We start from the raw sequence: 17,403 nt of genomic DNA, 5'->3' as shown, positions 1-17,403 counted from the left end.
TGGATGGAACCGGCAGGGGATCCTTTTGCTGATTTGATCGAGTTTTTTCAGTCGCTGACCCAATATCGGCATATCTGGCAAGTACCTGTGCTGGGTGCGGCTCTTGCGGTGGGGTTTGGAGCTGCCCTGCTCCTGGGGAAACGCCTGGCTCATCAGACGGAAGTCGAAAAACTAAGCCGTCTCAAGGGGATTTTGTTCGCAGGAAGCAGCGCTGTGACCCTGATGCTGTTGCGTCACCATTTCGGTCAGGGACGTCCAGCCCCCTTGTTGCATATGGTGCTGGCCTTGGCTCTGGCTTTGACTGTGGCGCGCATGGGCGTGTATGTCCTGCACTACGGTGTGGGGTCCAAACGGCTGGTTTTTGTTCAGACCCTATTTCTGCGCCTGGTATGGGTAGTCTTTGCTCTGCATGTCACCGGGTTCCTCAACCCGGTGCGTGCATGGTTGGGGGAAGTAGACTTCACCATGGGCGGTACCCGGGTTTCACTCTGGCAGTTATTGCAGGGAACCCTGGCTATCAGTTTGTTGGGGGTGGGGGCCTTGTGGCTGGGTTCCTGGCTGGAACGACGCCTGGGCCGAGCTGAATCCCTGGATCCCCATGTGCGCGTCATCGTGACCAAATTGACCCGTGGTTTCCTGTTCTTTTTTGCGGTATTGCTGGCTTTTCCCCTAGTGGGGATCAATGCCACTTTTTTGTCGGTGCTGGGCGGTGCCCTGGGCGTAGGACTGGGACTTGCCCTGCAAAAGGTGGCGAGTAACTACGTGAGCGGATTCATTCTGCTCATGGATCGATCCGTGCGCATGGGCGATGTGATTACCGTGGAAGGACGGCAGGGCACGGTGATTCGTCTGGATGCACGTTGTATCACCCTGTCGGGTACGGATGGGACGGCGTTCATCGTGCCTAATGAAACCTTTTTGACCCAGACCATCATCAACCATTCGCGCATGGGGGTGGGAGTCTGCCATGGCCTGACCATCGAAGTGTTCTATGAAGCGGATTTGGTCATGGTACAGACCTTGATGGAAGGAGTCGCCCGCCGTCAAGGTCGTATCCTGACGGACCCGGCGCCCGGTGCGGTGGTGGGCAAGATGACGGGGCATGGGTTTGAAGTGACCCTGTATTACTGGATACCGGACCCTGGAAAGAGTGATTCGGGGTTGCGCTCTGCTCTGATGCAGGAAATTTGTCAGGGATTACGTACGGCAGGGATCAAGGTCCCCCTCAGAGACGGGGCGCAGGCAGTCTTGCCCTGACCTGTTATAATGGGCGTTTTGCCTGCAATTTTTCCCTCTTTGGAGGAGTGTACATGATTTATTCCGGTATTTTGGCCCTGTCCTGGGTGGGCGATGTGATCGTTGCCTTGGTGTTGACCCATATCACCATTGCCAGCGTCACCATTTTTCTGCATCGCCACCAGGCCCACCGTGCCCTAGAATTGGGCCGTGCCGCCAGTCATTTTTTTCGTTTCTGGCTGTGGTTGACCACGGGCATGGTGACCCAGCAATGGGCGGCTATTCACCGCAAACATCATGCCAAATGCGAAACTCCGGAAGATCCCCACAGTCCCCAGGTATTGGGATTGTCGCGGGTACTGTGGGGCGGGGTGTTCCTCTATGTCAAGGAAAGCCGCAATGCGGAAACCATGGTGCGTTTTGGGCACGGCACCCCCAATGACTGGCTGGAAAAACACCTTTACGCGGCCCATGAACGTTTGGGCGTAACCCTCATGGCGCTGGTGAACATGGCGTTGTTTGGTCTGGTACCGGGGCTATTGATCTGGTTGGTCCAGATGGTGTGGATTCCCTTCTGGGCGGCGGGTGTGGTGAATGGGGTGGGGCATTTCTGGGGATACCGAAATTTCAATTGCAAGGATGCCAGTACCAATATTTTCCCCTGGGGAATATTGATTGGTGGCGAAGAGTTGCACAATAATCATCATACTTTTGCGACCTCAGCCAAACTTTCTCACCGTTGGTATGAATTCGACATCGGCTGGATGTATATTCGCGTTCTGCAAGGCCTGGGACAGGCTCGTGTCAAGTCGGTGGCTCCCCAGGTGCAATTTGATCAAGCCAAGCGCGAGTGTGATCTGGCAACTCTCAACGCCATCATCCGTAACCGTTATGACGTCATGAGGCGTTATACCCGGGAACTGGCTACAACCTGTGCTCAGGAATTTCACCATCTCGGAGAATCCGCCAAATTGCCTTCCCTCTCCCGGCGTGAGGTCACCGCCATGATTGGCCGTTGGTTGCACCATCCAGATCATGAACTGCCCAAGGCCGAACGCCATACGTTGGCTCAAGTGATGGAAATCAGTCACCCGGTGGGCACGGTGGTTCAAATGCGCCGCGAGTTGGAACAGTTATGGACGCGCACCAATGCCAGCGCCGAACAGTTGCTGGAGCAACTGCGCGATTGGTGTCAGCGTGCCGAGGCCAGCGGAATTCAGGAATTAATGCGATTTTCGCGGACCTTGCGGGCCTATGCCTGAGTAGATTATTGATATTAGTTATAACAGTCCAACTTTATATTCTTTGTTTGAATAAAGAACGCTCGTTAGAATGGTCTTCATTCCGATGAAGTGGAGAAGAAGACGATCATGTACCAATATGATGAAATCGACCAGCGTCTGGTGGAGGAACGGGTGGCCCGTTTTAGGGATCAGACCCGGCGCTTTTTGGCAGGAGAGTTGTCTGAAGATGATTTTCGTCCCTTCCGTCTTCAGAATGGGTTGTATATTCAGCGGCATGCACCCATGTTACGCGTGGCCATTCCCTATGGTGTGCTGAGTGCTTCCCAGTTAAGGCGTCTGGCCTGGATCGCACGCACCCATGACCGGGGCGTGGGCCATTTCACTACCCGTCAAAATATTCAGTACAACTGGGTCAAATTGCCTGAAGTTCCCGATATTCTGGCTGCGTTGGCCGAAGTTCAGATGCATGCCACGCAAACCAGCGGCAATTGTGTGCGCAATACCACCACCGACCATTTTGCCGGGGTGGCAGCGGATGAATTAGTCGATCCGCGGGTTACTTGCGAGTTGATTCGTCAATGGTCCACCGGGCATCCGGAGTTTGCCTTCTTGCCGCGCAAGTTCAAGATTGCCGTCAATGGGGCGCGCGAAGACCGTGCGGCCACGGGGGTTCATGACATCGGGTTGCAGGCGGTGCAGGATGCAGCACAGGGTCTGGGGTATCGGGTGCAGGTGGGCGGCGGATTGGGACGGACCCCCATGGTGGGCGAGATCATCCGGGAGTTCTTGCCGGCCCGACATCTATTGACTTATCTCGATGCTATCCTGCGCGTGTACAACCGCTATGGGCGACGGGACAATAAATACAAGGCGCGGATCAAAATTCTCGTCAAAGCCATGACCGTGGAGCGTTTTCAGCGGGAAGTGGAAACGGAATGGCAGCACTGGAAGGAGGGTCCTGCCACTTTGGTGGATGAGGAAGTGGCACGGATCGAAGCGCGTCTCAAGAAACCGGCTTACCGGTCTCTCCCCGCCGGGATTCCGGCTGCGCTGGCTGCGCGCCTGCATCAGGACACGGACTTTTCCACCTGGTTTCGACAGAATCTTCATCCGCACAAAGTGCCAGGATATACCAATGTCACTCTGTCCCTGAAAAGCCCGGATCAGCCTCCAGGCGATGCCACTGCGGACCAGATGGACGTGATTTCAGACTGGTCAGAGCGCTTTGGTTTTGGTGAAATCCGGGTTAGTCATGAGCAGAACCTGATCTTGCCCGATGTGGCTCTGAGCGACTTGCCGGCACTGTATGATGCCTTGTGCCCCTGGGGACTGGCGACTCCCAATGCGGGGTTGCTCACCAACATCATCGCGTGCCCTGGGGGAGATTACTGTGCCTTGGCCAATGCCCGCTCTCTGCCACTGGCCAAGGCGCTGCAGGACAGGTTTTCCGATGCCGTCTGGGTGCGTGCCCTTGGTCTTCTGGATCTCAATATTTCAGGATGCATGAATTCCTGCGGACACCACCATGTGGGCCATATCGGTATTCTGGGCGTGGACAAGCATGGGCGTGAGTATTATCAGATTTCCATTGGTGGGGCGCAGGCACCGGCACGTCTGGGCAAGGTCATCGGCCCTTCACTCACCCCGGAAGAAGTACCCGATGCTCTCCAGGCCATGCTTGAGGTGTACCTGAAATTGCGGCTGAACCCCGCGGAAAAATTTACGGATACGGTGGAAAGAGTGGGGATTGTCCCTTTCCGTGATGCAGTCTATGCACCCAACCAGGAGGTGGCCTGTGCGTGAAGTCGTGGTGAATCGCCATATTGTGCCGGATACCTGGGTCCGGTTCAGTCCGGATCAGAGTGAGGAAGGGGGGGATCGGCTGTATCGTCTCGAGGAATGGCAGGAAGTACGGGCACAGGCCAGAGAAGGACGGGTCGGGTTGTGGGTGGAGACCGACCAGGACCCGGAGGCTTTGCGCCCCCATCTGGCGGAAGTGGCCCTGATTGCCATCCATATTGGCAGTTTTACCGATGGGCGGGGACATAGTCTGGGACGTTTATTGCGCGAGGTCTATGGCTATCAAGGCGAGATTCGGGCGGTGGGCGACGTGTTCCAGGATACGGTCAATGACCTGGAACGCTGCGGCTTCAACGGATTTTTACCCCGGCCGGGAGAAACGCCCGCCAATCTTCTGCGCGGTCTGGGACTGTTCAGCGAAGCCTATCAAATCTCGGTGGAACGACCGGAGCCCTTGTTTCGGCGGCGGTTGTCCCACGGTTCTGGAGGTTGACATGTCAATTTCTCGAATCGATCAGTTGGAACAAAATTTGCGTGCGTGGTTGTTGCGCACGCCAGTCCTGTCCTTGGCCAGCAGTCTGGGGGCCGAGGACATGGTGATCACCGACCTGATCTGTCGCAAAAATTTGCCAATCCGAATTTTTACCCTGGATACGGGGCGTTTGCCCGAGCCGACCTATCGCTTGTTGGACCGGATTTTCGAGCATTATGGACGGCGTATCGAAGTGTTCTGGCCTGCCCAGGAGGATGTGGAAGAATTGGTCAAGGAACAGGGCGTCAACGGGTTTTATCATAGCCTGGCAGCGCGTCGTGCCTGTTGCGGCGCGCGTAAAGTGAAGCCCTTGGCACGGGCCCTGTCTGGGCAGCAGGGCTGGATCACCGGGTTGAGGCGAGATCAGTCCCCCACCCGCAGCGATCTCGTCGCTGAAATCCGGGACGAAGGCCATGGATTGATGAAATACAGTCCCTTGCTGGACTGGAGTCAGGAAGAGGTCTGGGCAGTAGTGAAAGAATACCGGGTACCCTACAACGCATTGCATGACCAGCAGTATGCCAGCATCGGTTGTGCTCCCTGTACGCGCGCGATCCAGTCGGGGGAGGATGAACGGGCCGGACGCTGGTGGTGGGAATCTTCCCACAGCAAGGAATGTGGATTACATGTGGTCTCAGAAACGGCAACCCAGGAATGATGAAAGGAGAAAGCGGTTCCATGAAGTCAACCCAAGCAGCGACACTCACTTCCCTCACCTCGTCCGGCGCTGGCGCCTGGGCTCCCTGGGATCATCTCGACCGACTGGAGTCGGAAGCCATTCACATCCTGCGTGAAGTGGTAGCCCAATGCACCCGCCCGGTCCTGCTCTTCTCGGGCGGCAAGGATTCCATGGTGGTCCTGCATTTGGCACGGAAGGCTTTTTACCCACAGCGCCTTCCTTTTCCACTGATGCATGTGGATACCGGGCATAATTTTCCGGAGGTCATCGAGTTTCGCGATCAAGTGGTCAAAGATCTGGGGGTGAACCTGATCGTACGCTCGGTGGAAGAGTCCATTCGTCAGGGCCGCGCCCGGGTTCGTCTCGAGTCAGACAGCCGAAATGCCTTGCAGGCAGTGACGTTAGTGGATGCCATTCATGAGTTCGGATTCGATGCCTGTCTGGGTGGAGCCCGTCGGGATGAGGAAAAGGCCCGTGCCAAGGAAAGAATTTTTTCCTTTCGCGATGAATTCGGGGGCTGGGACCCAAAAAACCAGCGGCCCGAGTTATGGGACCTTTACAATGCCCATGTCCACCCCGGCGAAAACATGCGGGTTTTTCCCATCAGCAACTGGACCGAGGCCGATGTCTGGGAGTACATTGCCCGCGAAGGATTGGATCTGCCCTCCCTCTACTTTGCCCATCGCCGGGAAGTCGTGGCGCGCGGGGATCAGTGGATTCCCGTCACCCCCCTGACACCTCCCAGAGCGGGAGAACAGGTGGAAGAGCGCTGGGTACGTTTTCGTACGGTGGGGGATATGACCTGCACCTGTCCAGTCCCTTCCGAGGCCCGGACCCTGGCGGACATCTTGCGCGAGACAGCCACCAGTACCCTGACCGAACGAGGTGCGACTCGTACCGACGATCAAACCTCCGAAGCCTCCATGGAACTGCGTAAGAAACAAGGTTATTTCTGAAGAAAAAATATTTGGAATCCGTGATATGGAAAATAAACTGAAGAACTGTCAAGAGATTTTGCGGTTCATCACCTGCGGTTCTGTGGATGATGGAAAAAGTACCCTGATCGGACGTTTGTTACTCGACAGCCGGTCTGTACTGGCGGATCAATGGGCCGCCATCGAAGCTACTTCCACGCGCCGCGGTCAGTCCCAAGTGGATTTATCCCTGCTTACCGATGGACTGCAGGCCGAGCGAGAGCAAGGGATTACCATCGATGTGGCGTATCGCTACTTCAGTACGCCAGTGCGCCGTTTCATCATTGCAGATACCCCAGGTCATGCCCAGTACACGCGCAACATGGTGACGGGGGCAAGCACGGCGGATTTGGCGATTCTATTGCTGGATGCACGCAAGGGCGTGGTGGAACAAACCCGTCGGCATGCACAGATCGTACGCTTGCTGGGGATTCGCAAGGTGGTGATTGCCGTCAACAAGATGGATCTGGTGGCGTATGGACAAGAGGCTTTTGAACGGGTAAAGCAGGAGTTTCTGACTTTTGCAGAACCTCTGGCTTTTCGGGATATCGTTTTCATCCCCTTGAGTGCCTTGAATGGCGATGGCGTAGTGCTCCATGGGGAGTGCATGCCTTGGTATACCGGTCCAACATTGCTTGAATTGCTGGAGACGGTGGCGCTGGACGAAGAGGCTTTGAACTCAAGTTTCAGGTTTCCAATTCAGTTAGTTGCGAGACTTTCTGAAGAAAATGGTGAAGAACGTCGCGGTGCGCAGGGACGGGTGGAAAGTGGCACGGTGGCGGTGGGAGATGAGGTCATTCTTCTGCCTGCAGGTCGAAGGAGTCGTATTTCTGCCATCGAGACCTATGGAGGACGAATTTCCCAGGCGCGGGCAGGGCAGTCGGTTACCCTGGTGCTGGCCGATCAGATCGACATGTCGCGCGGGGATATGATTGCCAGTGTTGCGCATCCCCCCAAAATCGATAAAAACTTCGAAGCCCTGGTGTGCTGGTTTTCCCAGACACCTTACGATCCGGCACGCCGTCTTTTGATCCAGCAAACCACCCGTTGCATACAAGGCAAGATAGACACCCTCAGCGCTCGTCTGGATATTCAGACCTCTCAATTGATTCCCTCTCCGGCACAGGTAGGCATGAACGACCTGGTGCGTATGGGGTTCAAGGTTCAACAGCCCCTGGCTTTCGACCGTTATGAAGACAATCGCACGACGGGCAGTTTCATCCTCATCGATGCGTTGACCCATGACACGGTAGCGGCGGGCATGATCGTTTAAGGGGGCTTCCTGCGCACAGCAGGGCTTGAATCGAGTACCATGGCAGTTGTGTCATCACCGAGGAAGTTTGCCCATGAAAATCGTGTTATGTGGGGGGGTACTCGCCCTTCTGTTGTTGACGGCGTGCGAGGGTACCAAGACCAAGGAGTATTACCTGGATCATCCCGATGAGATTGTTTCCGATCTTTCTGAATGCCAAAAATCCGGTAAAAATACCTATAACTGTAATCAGGCGACCCTCGCCCAGTATCAATTGAAAACCAAGGCTCCACAGACACCATGAGCAAAAGCGTCGTCGACGCATCCCCTGAAGCAGTGACTGCCCAGGAAGACTGGGTTCTGGCGCGGGAAAAACGTATGCATGAGATCATCCTGAAAATTGCCAGTGATGGTCTCCATGTTCTGGATGCCAGAGGCAATTTGGTGACCATGAGTGACTCCTTTTGTGTTTCTTTGGGTTACGAACGTAGCGAGTTGTTGGGTAAACACATTTCTTTCTGGGATCCCTCCTTTCCGCCCGGAGTTTTTGAAGAGCGCATGGGTTCCTTGCGGGAAACGAATGACCAGACTTTCGAAAGTCAGTATCGACGCAAGAATGGTCAGTTCATCGATGTGGAAGTGCATGCGCGGGGGTTTCAGGTGGAGGGAGAGGGTTTGTTGTTCTGCTCCTCCCGTGACATTTCGGTGCGCAAGCAATCCGAATCCCTGATTCGGCTTCAAGCCGGTGCCCTGAACAATAGCGTCAATGCCATTGCCATTGCCGATGCTACCTTGCCCGATTTCCCCCTGGTGTATGTCAACCCTGCTTTTGAGCGGATTACGGGCTATTCCTCGGTGGAGGCCATCGGGCATAACTGTCGCTTTCTCCAACGGGAGGATCGCGCTCAACCGGAGTTGATGGCCGTGCGCATGGCCTTGATGAGCGGCGTTCCCGTCAAGGCTACGGTACGTAATTACCACAAGGATGGCCGCATGTTCTGGAATCGTTTCCAGATTGCACCCGTCCATGACAAAGAAGGGGTATTGACCCACTTTGTGGCCATCATCAATGATGTGACCGAACGCAAGTTATCCGATGATTACATTCGTCTGGTTTCACAGGTATTCCTGCATGCGGATGAAAGCATCTTTATTACTGACCCCGAGGGGCATATCATCGAGACCAACCCGGCCTTTACGCGAACTACTGGGTACAGTCGTGAGGAAGTGCTGGGACGAAACCCCGGGTTTCTGCAGTCCGGACGTCACGATCCGGATTTCTTTTCCAATTTATGGACCACGGTTCTGGAGCAGGGTCATTGGTCTGGAGAAATCTGGAATCGGCGCAAGAACGGCGAAATTTATCCAGATAAACTCACTTTGTCGGTGGTGCGCAATGAAGATGATACGATTCTCAGTATTGTCTGCGTGTCTTCCGATATCACGGTTCTCAAAGAGCAACAAAACGAATTGGAAATGATTGCGCTGCACGATGTTCTTACCGGACTGCCCAATCGTGCCCTGCTCAATGATCGGTTGACCATGGCTTTAGCCGATGCACGCCGTTTCGATAAAAAAATGGCCCTCTGTTTCATTGATCTGGATGGATTCAAACCCATTAATGACCGGTTTGGTCATGATAAGGGAGATCAGGTACTGATGGCAGTGGCCCAGCGCATGACTGCTACCCTGCGCGCCACGGATACCGTGGCGCGGTTGGGCGGTGACGAATTTGTGGTGGTGCTGTCCGAGGTCAGCAGCGAGCAGGAATTGATCGCCACCCTGCAACGGATCATGACCGCCATTGCCTTGCCCCATACCTTTGGGGATCAGGAGGTGGTGGTGTCTTCAAGTCTGGGGGTGACGGTTTACCCGGATGATGAGGTGGATGCCGAAACTCTTTTACGTCATGCCGATCAGGCCATGTATCGGGCCAAAGGGAAAGGTCGTAACTGTTTTCACTTCTTCGATGTGGTGGACGAGCGTAACGCACATTTGCGCACAGAAGGAAGAACCCGCATAGAGCAGGCTCTGGAGAGCAATGAACTTGAATTGTACTATCAACCCAAGGTCCATCTCGGTACTGGGCAGGTTTTGGGTGTAGAGGCACTGATTCGCTGGAATCATCCGCAGCAGGGCGTGCTGTTGCCCCGGGAATTTTTGCCCATAATAGAAAACACGGACGTTGAAACGCGTATTTCCGAGTGGGTCATTGAAACCGCTTTCAAACAACGGGAAGATTGGAAGGCCCTCGGATTGGATTTCGGGGTCAGTGTCAATCTGCCTGCCCGTCATTTGCATACCCCTGGATTTTCTGAATTCATTGGTCGGATGATGCAACGATATCCCACCGACCTGGTCCCTGATTTTGAACTCGAAGTCCTGGAGTCCGTGGCATTATGGGATATTCCCCAGGTCACCCAGGCCATGGAAGCCTGCCGTCAGCACGGGGTGAGTTTTGCCATCGATGATTTTGGAACGGGGTATGCTTCACTGGATTACCTTCGGCGCCTGCCCGTGAGCGTGATCAAGATAGATCAGAGTTTTGTCCAGGACATGCTGACCGATCGGGAGGATTTTGCGATCGTGGAGGTGGTGATCAACCTGGCTGAGGTATTTCGTAAGGAAGCCATTGCAGAGGGAGTGGAAACAGAAGAACAGGGATTGGCTTTGATCTTCCTTGGATGTACTCAGGCCCAGGGATTTGGCATTGCCCGACCCATGCCGGCACCTCAGGTGGCGGACTGGTGTCGGCAATACCAGCCGCCCCTGTCCTGGCAGAAGGCCAGCAAAAACCCACCGGCGCGGTTGAGTTCCCGGCCTGATAAAATCGACTGGTCCCAGTACACCCTGGGTTCTGAAAATTGATCAGTGCACTATTGTGAGTTGACAGCAGGAGACGCGACATCGCAATCCATGCATGCCATGGTTGCGCAACTTCAGGAAGTGTTCGTGCATTATAGATTTGATCGACTTATCCGTGGTTTCTGAGCCGTTGCTTGGGCAAATAGTACGTCATGGCAGAAGGGTGCTGGGCAGTGATACCCTATATGGTGAAATCCGGTGACCCCTCAAAGTTTTCGGAACGCGGTTATGCGCTTTTACTGGGAGGGCATGGGGAGGTTTAGTTCCGTGAAAAAGGTGACGATGATCGATCTGAACAAAAAGATGGATGTCGCGACAGCCTGCAGGGAAATCGTGAAGAACTGCCTGCAGCAATTGCAGGACAATACCGTGGGGTTCCTGGACGGCGAAGAAGATTGCGAATACCTGCGTCAGATGCGGGTAGGGATCAGACGCATGCGTTCGGCATTCAGCGTTTTTTCTCATGCTTTCGGCAATACTATCTTTTCCGACATCATTCGGGAATTGAGATGGTTGTCCGGGGAACTCGGACCGGCAAGAAACTGGGATGTTTTCGTTCTCGAAATGCTCCCTCCCGTGGTGAACGCCCTTTCGTCAAAATATGATTTCACGAAACTGATGCAGGCAAGCGAAATTCTGCGCAGGAAAAATCGGGAAAGAGCCGTCACGGCCACCGAGTCCCAGCGATTTAAGGTTCTGCTGCTCAAACTCGGAGCGGTTTTGAGCAGCGATACATGGCCGCAAAAGGACGCTTCACCGGTTGGCGACTTTGCAGATCTGATACTGGAAAAATGCTACCGCAATTTCGAAAAGAGCGGAAGAAGGGTCACCACCCTTGATGCAAAGAAATTGCACGCCCTTCGCATCGACGGGAAAAAATTGCGTTATGCCGCCGAATTTTTCTCGCCACTTTACTCCGCGCGTGCGGTACGCGCTTTCCTGTCTGCAATGAGCGGGCTCCAGGATGCGTTGGGCGCGGTCAACGATGCCGCTACGACAAACCATCTGCTGGAAGAATTGCCAAATGTTGACCCCGGTGCTTTCTGCCTTGTCAAGGGATGGATGGCCTGCGAATCCGTGCAGCGGATCAGTCGGCTTGGCCCTCAATGGGTGAAATTCAATACCATCGATCCATTCTGGAATTAATCAGTGCACGGTGCCCGTGATGCTTTCATCCGGGCCCGTCACCTCTCCCTCTTCTGCCGAGACGGGAGAAGCGTTCTCAAAAACCACGATGGTGGGACTTCTGGCGACCATGGATTTTTCTTCTTCAGAAAGGGAAGCATTCAGATTGGTCAGGACGGATTGGATCAATTTCAGTTGAAAAATGGTGAGTGCCTGAATGGTGGCCACCAAGACGGCTGGGGAGGTCTGGGCTGAAAAGGGAGAGGTTAGGTGTGACAGGATTTCGTCCAAGGGGGCGGCGGGTTCTTGAGAGCCGGCCTGCTGGCCGCTTTCTTCCAACGGATCGCATGCCGTCACCTGAGGTTCAGGAGCCTGGGGGGTGGCACTTATCTGGTGGGACTGACAGTAGGGGCAGGTGACATACCCACGCGCACGCTGGGCTGAAAAACTTTCTTCAGAAGCAAACCAGCCTTCAAAATCATGACCCAAAGCACATTTCAGCGAATAGAAGACCATACCACACACCCAGATAACGGACCTGCAATTCTAGCATAGATTTTACCTGTCTAGCCCCCCTCCATGCATCAATGAAGGGGAGGGTACGCAAATAGGATCTAGACGTAGGATACGGACCGGCGTTGCGTGAAACCGAACAAACCGATTCCGGCAAGCCCGGTCAAGAACAGGATAATGGTGGAAGGTTCTGGCACGGCGGAGGGTGTACCACCTCCTCCATTTGTTGTGGGAATGGTCAAAGCAGCGGTACTATCAAGGCCAAATCCCAGATACTTGGTAGAAGTATAGTTGTAATCTCCCACCAATCCCGTGCTGGCATAGTTGACATATTGCATATAGCCCGACTGGCTTCCGTGAGAAACGACGAATAACTGTCCATTTCCAACGGGGTCGACGTTTGCCAGTTGCCATCCAATATTGGTCCCAATTTTGTTAAGATAGTTAAGGTTCAATTGTGAGATGATCTTTCCAGATGTGGTGATCTGAGTAATTAGGTCATTCCCGGTTGCTATCAAGTCGCCGGAAAACGGGTCGTAGGCGAGGCCATACAAACCTGGTTGATTTGTGAGAATGGCTGTCGTTTTGCCGGTGAAAAGATTGAGTGTGCCAAAGTTCCCAATACTGTTGCTATAAAGTCCACCAGAGGTGTAATACATTGTATTATTTTTTGGGTCGAAGGCAAGGCTTGAGATGGCTGTATCGCTGCCGGTCAAGGATAGGACAGTACCTGATCCACCGAAGGGGTTGATCGGGAAAGAAGCCACGGGACCGGTGCTGCCAAAGGCCCCTCCGGTGGCCCACACTTTATTGTTGGGACCAACGGCCATATCGCTGTTATTCATATAACCGGGATCTGTGGCGGTCATGATGGCCCCGGTTGTCGGATTCACTTGATAGACGGGTGAAGGGAAAGCACCTCCTCCCGATTGTCCTCCTCCCACCAGCAACTGTCCGTTGGTGGGGTTCATCACAATGCCATTGGCAGTGGTACCAGATCCGGTGGCGGCGATGGGTGTCGAAGAATTCGAATAGGTAATGGCACCGGTCTGGGAGGAAACGGTGGCCGTTGTCTCGAAAATATTCCCGGTCGTATTCCCTTGATTTTCCATCGTGTAATACAAATTGTCGGTGATGGTCGATGCTTCACCGGTTACTGACCATGCTGACAGGGAAACCCCTGCCACTAAAACCAGAAACTTGCTCAATATCCGTTCCGACTTCATTTTTTCGGCTGCAACCACTCTTTCGGTTAGGGTTGTTTCGGTATTATGTGCGGTTTTAATCATTTTCCACTCCCTTTTGTCTGATAATTCTCAACCTATCGAAAATCCATGTGCCTGAGCAGTTTTGAACGAACCTGCCACTGGTTCTATAGAAGCACCTGTCAGAAAGTACCTTGATGCAAGATGGATTCATGTTAACGATGGATCTTGAGGGCGACAATCCCTCCAATTGGGGGGGTAAACAAACCTAAAAAGATGCCAATGGGCGCGTGTTTATGAGTTTGGATTGGGTCGTTCTGTTTTCAGATTTGATTCCCACCAATGGTGCAGAATTTCTGAAAGTGACACTTGCTTACCCACTTTGGTGCGGTAATATACCGTATACGTAAATTTACCGTACTTTATGAGGTCGATATGTCTGCTGTTGCTCGATTTGATTTAAAAATGGACGTGGAAGAAAAAGAGGTTATTTCACGCGCTGCTGCCTTGGTGGGCACCACGATGGGCGCATTTGTGCGCATGGGGCAGCCAAAGAAAAGGCTCATGAAGGATTTACGGCCTGTCGTGATAACCCGATGACTCTGTATTTACCGATTGGTGCATAATCAACGTCCTCCATACGCACCTCATCTGTCCTGCGATTTCTCTCGCCTAAGAAGGGGAATGCGTGGACACGTGTTCAAGCCGTTCGGCTAGCCACACCTTGATAATAGACTGTCGGGTAACACCGAGTCTTTCCGCTTCTCTATCCAGAGAATCAATCATCCATGAAGGAAAATCCACATTGACGCGCCTCGGATTCAGCAATACACGCCTTGCCTTGGACAAGTCCAGAGATGCTGTGATGTCAGCAGTACCATCATCAAACTGGCTGTCGAATGTCTCACTTTTCATACAATGTTACCTCCTCGACCCGCGATCGACGAACAGAAATAAGCCGAATACTTTTACCTCTGTAGGTGAGAACGGCGGACCAGTGCTTCCCATAGATAAGTCCGATTACCAGAAACCGTGGCTCATCTTCTGTTTTTGCCGGGATTTCCAATAACATTGGGTCATTCCATAGCAACTGCGCACCAACAAAATTGATTCCGTGTTTGACAAAATTCGCCTGACTTTTGGACTCGTCAAATTCAAAGGTGCGCATGATATGAAAATTATACCATTGTTGATTTCTGTTTTGGCGATCAGTGTGGTGCTTACTTCATAGCCGATGTTTGCGAATTATATGTGCAATCTGGAATCAAATTCGAACGGACGAAGTTGTGGCGGTCGTACTTCACCGAATACATTAGTGGCTGTGCAACTTCTCTTGTAGCCACACCTTGATAAGCGACTGATACGGCACATCGCGAGAATTCGCAGCAGCTTTAATGGAATCCAGAAGATGTTGGGGTAGTCGCAGCGAAATTGTTTTTGTTGTAGGCTTCAAATTAGGCAGTACAACCTTTTGAGCCTTCGTCCAATCCAGATAATCCGTTGAATCCTCTTTACTCCAAAAGACTTGCTCTTCTGCCTCATTAGAAAATTTCGGAATCGGTTTAAGTTGCTTGTTCATAAATCATGCGCTCCTTCTTGTGCATATTTCTGGCTGAAATCACCCGAATTTTCTCACTGGCATTACGTAGTGTGAAAGTAATATGCAATGTACGCCCCTCGTCTGTCTTGCCTAATGCGTGAAAGCGTGACTCGCCTTGACTGTGTTTTATATCAGCAAGCAGAAAAAGTGGTTCATTGAAAAATATTTGCTCCGCTTCCGCCATTGAAACACCGTGTTTTTCGTTTTTACGGGTGTTCCCTTCATCCCAGTCAAAACTGGATATTTTGGTCAGATCAATCATATTTGTATATTATGGAAATATACGATAAAAAGCAAGAGTCCCATAAGAGGTCAGAAAAATCGTTATTTTTTCAAGTTCAGAATGCACTTAGCCTTTCTTTTATAGGCGGCTTGAAATTTTCACTGTAGGTTTCCGTTTGGGGGTGGGAACCAAACCTGAAAACTGGAACCCTGTCTGAGGACGGATTTGACAAGTATTCGGGCACCCATGAGTTTTGCCAGACGGCGGACGATGGATAGCCCCAGACCCGCTCCCTGGCTCTGGTCGCCTTCGGAAGGCGTGACCTGATAGAATTCCCTGAAAATAAGTTCCTGTTCTGTGTCGCTGATGCCCTTCCCGGTATCCGTGACGTCGAGCAGGGCGTCCCCTTCCTGCATCAGTGAAGTCGTCACATGAATCTCTCCCTGTTCGGTGAACTTGATGGCATTGTCGATCAAGTTGCGCGTGATTCGTGCCACCGCCACTTTATCCCCGGAAATTTTGACAGGGGCCAGGGTTAGTCGAATTTCCAAACCTTTGGCAGAGGCGGCTGAATGAAATTCGGCGCAGATGTCAGCAACCATGGTGTCCAATGAAAACAGATTCTGTTGCGTCGGGTAATTTCCCTCAGAGATTTTTGACAGATCCAGCAGGTCCGTCAGCATTTTTTCCAAATCCCGGACAATGTGGTCGATATTTCTTCGGGTTTCCTGGAGTGTCCGGTCTGATGGATGGGAGACCAGTACGGCACCGTAAAGAGATAACGCGTGCAGGGGCTGGCGCAGATCATGGCTTACGGTTGCAATGATACGATCACGTTCTTGCCGGATCAGGACAGACCGATAGAGCAGTTGTTCACTTTCGCCCGCTACTCGGATCAGAAACAACCAATAGATGAGAGTCAGACCCAGAACGGCCCAATGTTTGTCAGGATGCAATACTGTCCACGGCAGGGTTGCGCCCAATAATACCAGGAACGAATACGCCGCCGTCATATATCTGGATGAAACGGCCACAGAGACTCCGGCGGCGGCAATGGAAAACAGGATGATCTCGATCAGCGCCTGGGAGACAAAGGAAAGATGGGGCAGGAAGAGAACGGCGGAGAGGCCGACACTGGCTCCCGCCAGAGCATCCAGGGCCATGAATACGGCATGGAGCCGGTTTGGCCTCAATTTTTCGACGCGCGGCAACACCCACCAGGCAAAGGTAGCGCGGAGCAGTTCCAAACCCAGTGTCAGAGCACTCCATAACAGAAAGGTTTGGAGAGGAACAGTGGGGTAGACGATCCAGCCCAATCCACCAACGAAAAATAACTGAACGAGGGGCATGTGCAGGAGCACCCTCGCATGAAGGGTCACAACCTCCCGTGTCATTTCGTGCTTGAGCGAGGACGGGTGGGATCGATCTGTCAAATGTTCATGATTTGGCTCGAAGCAGGATGACAGCCAATGGGACACCGTATGCATTTAGCGCGGGCGCAAGTAGAAAAGACTGGCTTTGGTGACGGCCTCGACTCGATTGTTTGCGCCAAGAATCCGAAACAGGTCGGAGATATGATCCTTGACCGTATACTCGGAGAGGGACAGTTCCCTGGCGATGGATTTTGTGGAAAAACCACGACTGAGGGCGTACAGAACTTCCCGTTGACGGGGGGTCAGATTGGGTATGCCGGAGGGCGCGGATGGTTTCACATCATTCTCTTCTTCATGGGGCAGAAAGATCTCTCCCTTCAGGACGCGCTGCAGGGCGTAAAGAAATTTTTCGGAGGTCAGGCTCTTGGGAATGTAACTTATGGCACCGGCTTGCATGCAGGCGCGCACCGTGGAGGAGTCCTCCGACCCTGAAACGATAACCACAGGCAGGTTAGGGGATTCAAGTTTGATCTTTTTTAAAACGGGGAGTCCACGTTCCTGTTTGAGATCTAGGTCAAGGAAACACATCGTTAAATCAGCGTGTTCCAGTAGCAGGGACAGTGCGCCCGCAAGGGTGCTTGCTTCAAGCAACTGCGCATCGGGATGGGTTGAGCACAGTAACAAGCGTAATCCATCCCGGAAAAGCGCATGATCATCCACCATGAGTACTTTCATGGACTTCTCATCATCCTGATTCATCATCACATTGCTGCCTACGCCCA

At 53.0% G+C, this 17,403-nt stretch carries 19 protein-coding genes; 11 read left to right on the top strand and 8 right to left on the bottom strand.

Going from position 1 to position 17,403, the window contains the following annotated elements:
- The first annotated feature begins 3 nt into the window (after positions 1 to 3).
- The 10 genes from HO274_RS03650 to HO274_RS03605 all read left to right on the top strand — a co-directional run bounded on the left by HO274_RS03650 (position 4) and on the right by HO274_RS03605 (position 11,728).
- Positions 4 to 1,257, top strand: a complete 1,254-nt coding sequence (locus tag HO274_RS03650; RefSeq protein ID WP_031595189.1) for a mechanosensitive ion channel family protein — start codon at positions 4 to 6, stop codon at positions 1,255 to 1,257.
- Positions 1,258 to 1,313: 56 nt separating this feature from the next.
- Positions 1,314 to 2,498, top strand: a complete 1,185-nt coding sequence (locus tag HO274_RS03645; RefSeq protein WP_031595190.1) for a DesA family fatty acid desaturase — start codon at positions 1,314 to 1,316, stop codon at positions 2,496 to 2,498.
- A gap of 108 nt (positions 2,499 to 2,606) precedes the next feature.
- A complete protein-coding gene (locus HO274_RS03640; protein ID WP_031595192.1) occupies positions 2,607 to 4,283 on the top strand; it encodes a nitrite/sulfite reductase in 1,677 nt (558 codons plus the stop codon).
- Positions 4,276 to 4,773, top strand: coding sequence for a DUF934 domain-containing protein (locus HO274_RS03635; protein ID WP_035416907.1), 498 nt, complete (start codon positions 4,276 to 4,278; stop codon positions 4,771 to 4,773). Before HO274_RS03640 ends, HO274_RS03635 begins: the two co-directional genes overlap by 8 nt.
- A 1-nt stretch (position 4,774) precedes the next feature.
- A complete protein-coding gene (locus HO274_RS03630) occupies positions 4,775 to 5,470 on the top strand; it encodes a phosphoadenylyl-sulfate reductase (RefSeq protein WP_273121574.1) in 696 nt (231 codons plus the stop codon).
- Positions 5,471 to 5,490: 20 nt separating this feature from the next.
- Positions 5,491 to 6,447, top strand: a complete 957-nt coding sequence (gene cysD, locus HO274_RS03625; protein WP_035416915.1) for a sulfate adenylyltransferase subunit CysD — start codon at positions 5,491 to 5,493, stop codon at positions 6,445 to 6,447.
- A gap of 25 nt (positions 6,448 to 6,472) precedes the next feature.
- A complete protein-coding gene (locus tag HO274_RS03620; protein WP_062188189.1) occupies positions 6,473 to 7,738 on the top strand; it encodes a sulfate adenylyltransferase subunit 1 in 1,266 nt (421 codons plus the stop codon).
- Positions 7,739 to 7,811: 73 nt separating this feature from the next.
- On the top strand, positions 7,812 to 8,021 hold the full coding sequence (locus HO274_RS03615; protein WP_051861775.1) for an EexN family lipoprotein: 210 nt from the start codon (positions 7,812 to 7,814) through the stop codon (positions 8,019 to 8,021).
- Complete coding sequence (locus HO274_RS03610) at positions 8,018 to 10,585, top strand: sensor domain-containing protein (RefSeq protein ID WP_273121571.1); 2,568 nt, start codon at positions 8,018 to 8,020, stop codon at positions 10,583 to 10,585. The genes HO274_RS03615 and HO274_RS03610 overlap by 4 nt, the downstream gene beginning before the upstream one ends.
- Positions 10,586 to 10,849: 264 nt before the next feature.
- The gene (locus tag HO274_RS03605; protein WP_197456444.1) at positions 10,850 to 11,728 is read left to right on the top strand and encodes a CHAD domain-containing protein; all 879 of its coding nucleotides are present in this window, start codon (positions 10,850 to 10,852) and stop codon (positions 11,726 to 11,728) included.
- On the opposite strand, the gene HO274_RS03600 is transcribed toward HO274_RS03605, so the two are convergent.
- Positions 11,729 to 12,223, bottom strand: a complete 495-nt coding sequence (locus HO274_RS03600) for a DUF1178 family protein (protein WP_062188186.1) — start codon at positions 12,221 to 12,223, stop codon at positions 11,729 to 11,731.
- Positions 12,224 to 12,321: 98 nt separating this feature from the next.
- On the bottom strand, positions 12,322 to 13,509 hold the full coding sequence (locus HO274_RS03595; protein ID WP_273121567.1) for a PEP-CTERM sorting domain-containing protein: 1,188 nt from the start codon (positions 13,507 to 13,509) through the stop codon (positions 12,322 to 12,324).
- A gap of 351 nt (positions 13,510 to 13,860) precedes the next feature.
- On the opposite strand from HO274_RS03595, the gene HO274_RS03590 reads away from it, so the two are divergent.
- Positions 13,861 to 14,025, top strand: a complete 165-nt coding sequence (locus HO274_RS03590) for a type II toxin -antitoxin system TacA 1-like antitoxin (protein WP_273121565.1) — start codon at positions 13,861 to 13,863, stop codon at positions 14,023 to 14,025.
- Between the two features lie 72 nt (positions 14,026 to 14,097).
- On the opposite strand, the gene brnA (HO274_RS03585) is transcribed toward HO274_RS03590, so the two are convergent.
- The 6 genes from brnA (HO274_RS03585) to HO274_RS03560 all read right to left on the bottom strand — a co-directional run bounded on the left by brnA (HO274_RS03585) (position 14,098) and on the right by HO274_RS03560 (position 17,356).
- The gene (gene brnA / locus HO274_RS03585; protein ID WP_273121563.1) at positions 14,098 to 14,340 is read right to left on the bottom strand and encodes a type II toxin-antitoxin system BrnA family antitoxin; all 243 of its coding nucleotides are present in this window, start codon (positions 14,338 to 14,340) and stop codon (positions 14,098 to 14,100) included.
- Positions 14,330 to 14,593, bottom strand: a complete 264-nt coding sequence (locus HO274_RS03580) for a BrnT family toxin (RefSeq protein ID WP_273121561.1) — start codon at positions 14,591 to 14,593, stop codon at positions 14,330 to 14,332. Before HO274_RS03580 ends, brnA (HO274_RS03585) begins: the two co-directional genes overlap by 11 nt.
- Before the next feature lie 144 nt (positions 14,594 to 14,737).
- Positions 14,738 to 15,004 (bottom strand): type II toxin-antitoxin system BrnA family antitoxin, encoded by a 267-nt coding sequence (gene brnA / locus HO274_RS03575; RefSeq protein ID WP_031595211.1) that lies wholly within the window; start codon positions 15,002 to 15,004, stop codon positions 14,738 to 14,740.
- Positions 14,988 to 15,287 (bottom strand): BrnT family toxin, encoded by a 300-nt coding sequence (locus tag HO274_RS03570; RefSeq protein WP_273121559.1) that lies wholly within the window; start codon positions 15,285 to 15,287, stop codon positions 14,988 to 14,990. Before HO274_RS03570 ends, brnA (HO274_RS03575) begins: the two co-directional genes overlap by 17 nt.
- A gap of 119 nt (positions 15,288 to 15,406) precedes the next feature.
- On the bottom strand, positions 15,407 to 16,597 hold the full coding sequence (locus HO274_RS03565; RefSeq protein ID WP_273121557.1) for a sensor histidine kinase: 1,191 nt from the start codon (positions 16,595 to 16,597) through the stop codon (positions 15,407 to 15,409).
- 138 nt (positions 16,598 to 16,735) lie between these two features.
- Positions 16,736 to 17,356, bottom strand: a complete 621-nt coding sequence (locus HO274_RS03560; protein ID WP_273121555.1) for a response regulator — start codon at positions 17,354 to 17,356, stop codon at positions 16,736 to 16,738.
- Positions 17,357 to 17,403 lie beyond the last annotated feature (47 nt).

This window comes from Ferrovum myxofaciens, from assembly GCF_013181415.1.
Lineage (GTDB): Bacteria > Pseudomonadota > Gammaproteobacteria > Burkholderiales > Ferrovaceae > Ferrovum > Ferrovum myxofaciens.
Note: the sequence above shows the minus strand (reverse complement) of the source record. Positions and strands in the feature narration are given on the sequence as shown.